Below are 3,140 nucleotides of genomic sequence, written 5' to 3'. Positions count from 1 at the left end.
GCGCAATTCCATGACGATCATCGACCGCAAATCACCCGACAACCACGCATCAATCGGAACCCATGTCCGTCCTGCCATTAATGATGCCAGCATGACGATCAGCAGCGCCGCTCCAAGCGTGAGATTAAGCTTCAAGGCTTTGCCTCCATTAATCGCCGTATCTCTGCCAACCGCGCCACGGATTTGATGATGATCGGCCCGCCGCAATGCAACAGGCTAGATGGATAATGCGCGATTTTGATGCGCGCGCCGATGTTGCGCAATACAGGATGCGACAGCATTCGGTTCGAATCCGCATTGCCCGCGCCCATATTGGCTTGCCCAGCGAGCAGCACGGCGGGCGGCTGTGACAACAATCCTTCGATGGGCAATATATCCCATTTTTTAAGACCAAGCATGCTGCTCAGGTTGCGAAAACCCGTTCGTGTCATCAATTCATCTGCCAAGGTGCCTTTACCCGGAACCAGCCCGCTACCTTGCCAGATCAGTGCAGACACAGGAGGCGCGCCGGATTGCGCTGCGGCAATTGCCGTGTCGATTTTGGCATTCAGATTTGCACCTGTCTGACGATGCCCGATTCGTGCGGCAATATCGCTTATTTGCTTTTTGCTTTCATCGACGGTCTCCGGAACCGACACTTGCATAAGCGGAATGCCAAGCCTTTTGAGCGCGGCGATGGTCTGGATGGACACATGTGGCCCAGCGATCACCAAATCGGGCGAAGCTGCAATGACATCTTCGGCAGCGCCGGAAACGACGGGGTATTGCATCGCCCATTTCAGCGGCACCGACGAAGCACGGGGGTCTTGGGAATAATGACTGATCGCGGCAATCTGTTTTGAATCGGCAATCTCCATCAGGATCGTGTCGACGCATGGGTTCATGGACACGATGCGCATCGGGGTTGCGTCCGGCTCCGAAGGCACGGGACGTTGCAGCGTACACCCAGACAGCAGCAACAGAACAATAGCGGCGGATCTAGTCAATATTCGACGCCCTTTTGTGCCATGAAACCCGCCTTGAACGGATGTTTCACTTCCTGAAATTCAGTCACAAGATCCGCAATTTGGATAAGCTGCGGCTTGGCATTGCGGCCAGTGATGCAGATATGTTTTTCCATTGGACGATCCTTTAAAAACGCCACAATTTCTTCGATTGGCAATGTGTCATCGCGCAGCACGATATTAAGCTCATCCAAGATGATGAAATCATAGGCTGGATCAAGGATTAGCTCTTTTGACCGTTCCCAAGCTGCGCGCGCTGCCGCAACATCCTGTGCGCGGTCCTGCGTTTCCCATGTGAAGCCTGCGCCCATTACTTCCCAAGTCAGCAATTCAGGACGATCCGCGAAAAATGTTTTTTCGCCCGTCTCCCAATTGCCTTTCACATATTGCAATATACCGACCTTCATTCCCCATCCAATGCTGCGGATCGCCATGCCGAACGCGGACGAAGATTTCCCCTTGCCGTTGCCGGTGTGCACAACCAGCAACCCGCGCTCTATGGTTTTGCGCGCCTGAATTTTGTCACGCGCAACCTTTAGCCGTTTCATACGGGCGTTGTGTTTTGCGTGGTCAGGGTTTTCTTGAGTCATGCAGGTTTCCAATTTTTAAGAGCAACAGATAAACGGTCAAAATCAGCATCAGCGCCGGGGACGCCGAAACGCAACCAATCGGGATTTGCCGCAAATGGCCTGACCAAAATGCCTGCTTGCGCCAGATGAATGAACAAGTTTGGCGCGGCAGCATGCCGGGCAAGCTGAAACAAAGGCGTTTTGCCTACAATCGCCAATCCTCTGTCGATGAGCAACGCGGTGAGTTCATACGCGGCGGTGGTTAAACGGTCCCGCTGGTAATTCTGCCATTCGGTATCACGGTAAGCCCTAGTGCCAATTGCGATTGCTGGGCCCGAAATTGGCCAATCCCCCAAATGCGCGCGCAACTCTCGGGCAAGTGGCCTGTCGGCGATTACAAATCCGAGCCGAATGCCAGCGAGGCCATAGAATTTTCCAAAGGAGCGAAGCACGATTGCGCCATTGCGGTGCGGCAAGAGGCTCTGTGCAGGCGAAGCGTCTGCAAAGGCCTCGTCAACGATGCGCTGATTGCGCAAGCGTTGGAGTTGCGCCTTCGGAATTACCTTCCCATCCGGATTGTTAGGATTTGCGCAAACCAGAAGATCAGCGTTGCGCGACTTTGCGAACGAGATGGTTTTTGCATCGGGCCAGGCTGATTGATAGCCGCCATAGGTCGGGCCAACGATGCCAACGCGCTTTGTGGGCAGATGTTTTGCAAGCAAGCGTATTGCAAAGTCCGTCCCGGGGACCGCAACGATTTGGTCGAGGCTCACGTCGCCAAAGGCTCCTGCGGCGGCTGCTTCAAGTTGCCCCAAATCTTCTTCTGACGGCAGTTTCTGCCAGTCATTTACGTCAATCTCGCCCACGGGGTAGGACCATGGGCTGATGCCCGTTGAAAGGTCGAGCCAAGGCGATGGCGCCGCTGGATAACGGGCCGCCGCTACGGCGATACGCCCTCCGTGATGGAGAAGCGGATCGACGAGGTTGGCCACATTCATGCTCAGTAGCTTAACCGCACGCCCGCATAGGCGGCGCGGCTTGGGGTTCCATATCGGAAGATCGTTTCATATTGCTCGTCGAACAGGTTTTCGATGCGACCATAAAGCGATACGCCTCTCGTAAGTGGGTAGCTCGCCCTCAGATCGACCAGAAGATAACCATCAAGGCGGCGTGTGTTCGGCGCATTGTCAAAACTATCGCCGACAACGGTAGCCGTTGCCCCCGTTTCGAGTCCAAAAGCCCATATATAGTCGATTGATGCATTCACGCTTTGGCTTGGGCGACGTGCAAGTTTCAAACCATTGGCTCGGTTGTTGGCATCGATCCAGCTGTAATTGGCTTGCACAGTAAGTGCCCCGACTGGTTTCAGTTTCAGACCGAACTCAAGTCCCTGCGCCCGGGTCCGGGCAACATTGTCATAGGTGCCAGATGGCCGGTTCGTGCAAATTCCGGTTCGCGGCAATGGACAAGAAATAAACACAATCTGGTTCGATGTATCGCGGTGAAACCATGTGGCACCAACCTCGATTGCACCGTCGAGCAATTTCTGTGTCACTCCTGCATCCCA

Annotated in this window: 4 protein-coding genes; all 4 read right to left on the bottom strand. The window is 54.5% G+C overall.

Going from position 1 to position 3,140, the window contains the following annotated elements; all coding sequences use genetic code 11:
• Nucleotides 1–131: 131 nt before the first annotated feature.
• Entirely contained in the window at nt 132–986 is an 855-nt protein-coding gene (locus ACLL9E_RS04100) for an ABC transporter substrate-binding protein (RefSeq protein ID WP_411290470.1), read from the bottom strand.
• The gene (gene cobO / locus ACLL9E_RS04095) at nt 983–1,594 is read right to left on the bottom strand and encodes a cob(I)yrinic acid a,c-diamide adenosyltransferase (protein WP_411290469.1); all 612 of its coding nucleotides are present in this window, start codon (nt 1,592–1,594) and stop codon (nt 983–985) included. Before cobO ends, ACLL9E_RS04100 begins: the two co-directional genes overlap by 4 nt.
• Entirely contained in the window at nt 1,591–2,571 is a 981-nt protein-coding gene (locus ACLL9E_RS04090; protein ID WP_411290468.1) for a threonine-phosphate decarboxylase, read from the bottom strand. The genes cobO and ACLL9E_RS04090 overlap by 4 nt, the downstream gene beginning before the upstream one ends.
• A 2-nt stretch (nt 2,572–2,573) precedes the next feature.
• Nucleotides 2,574–3,140 (bottom strand): TonB-dependent receptor domain-containing protein (locus tag ACLL9E_RS04085; protein WP_411290467.1); only part of this gene is annotated, 567 nt, incomplete at its 5' end.

Origin of the sequence: Sphingorhabdus sp., assembly GCF_046596595.1 — a bacterium.
GTDB lineage: Bacteria > Pseudomonadota > Alphaproteobacteria > Sphingomonadales > Sphingomonadaceae > Sphingorhabdus_B.
Note: the sequence above shows the minus strand (reverse complement) of the source record. Positions and strands in the feature narration are given on the sequence as shown.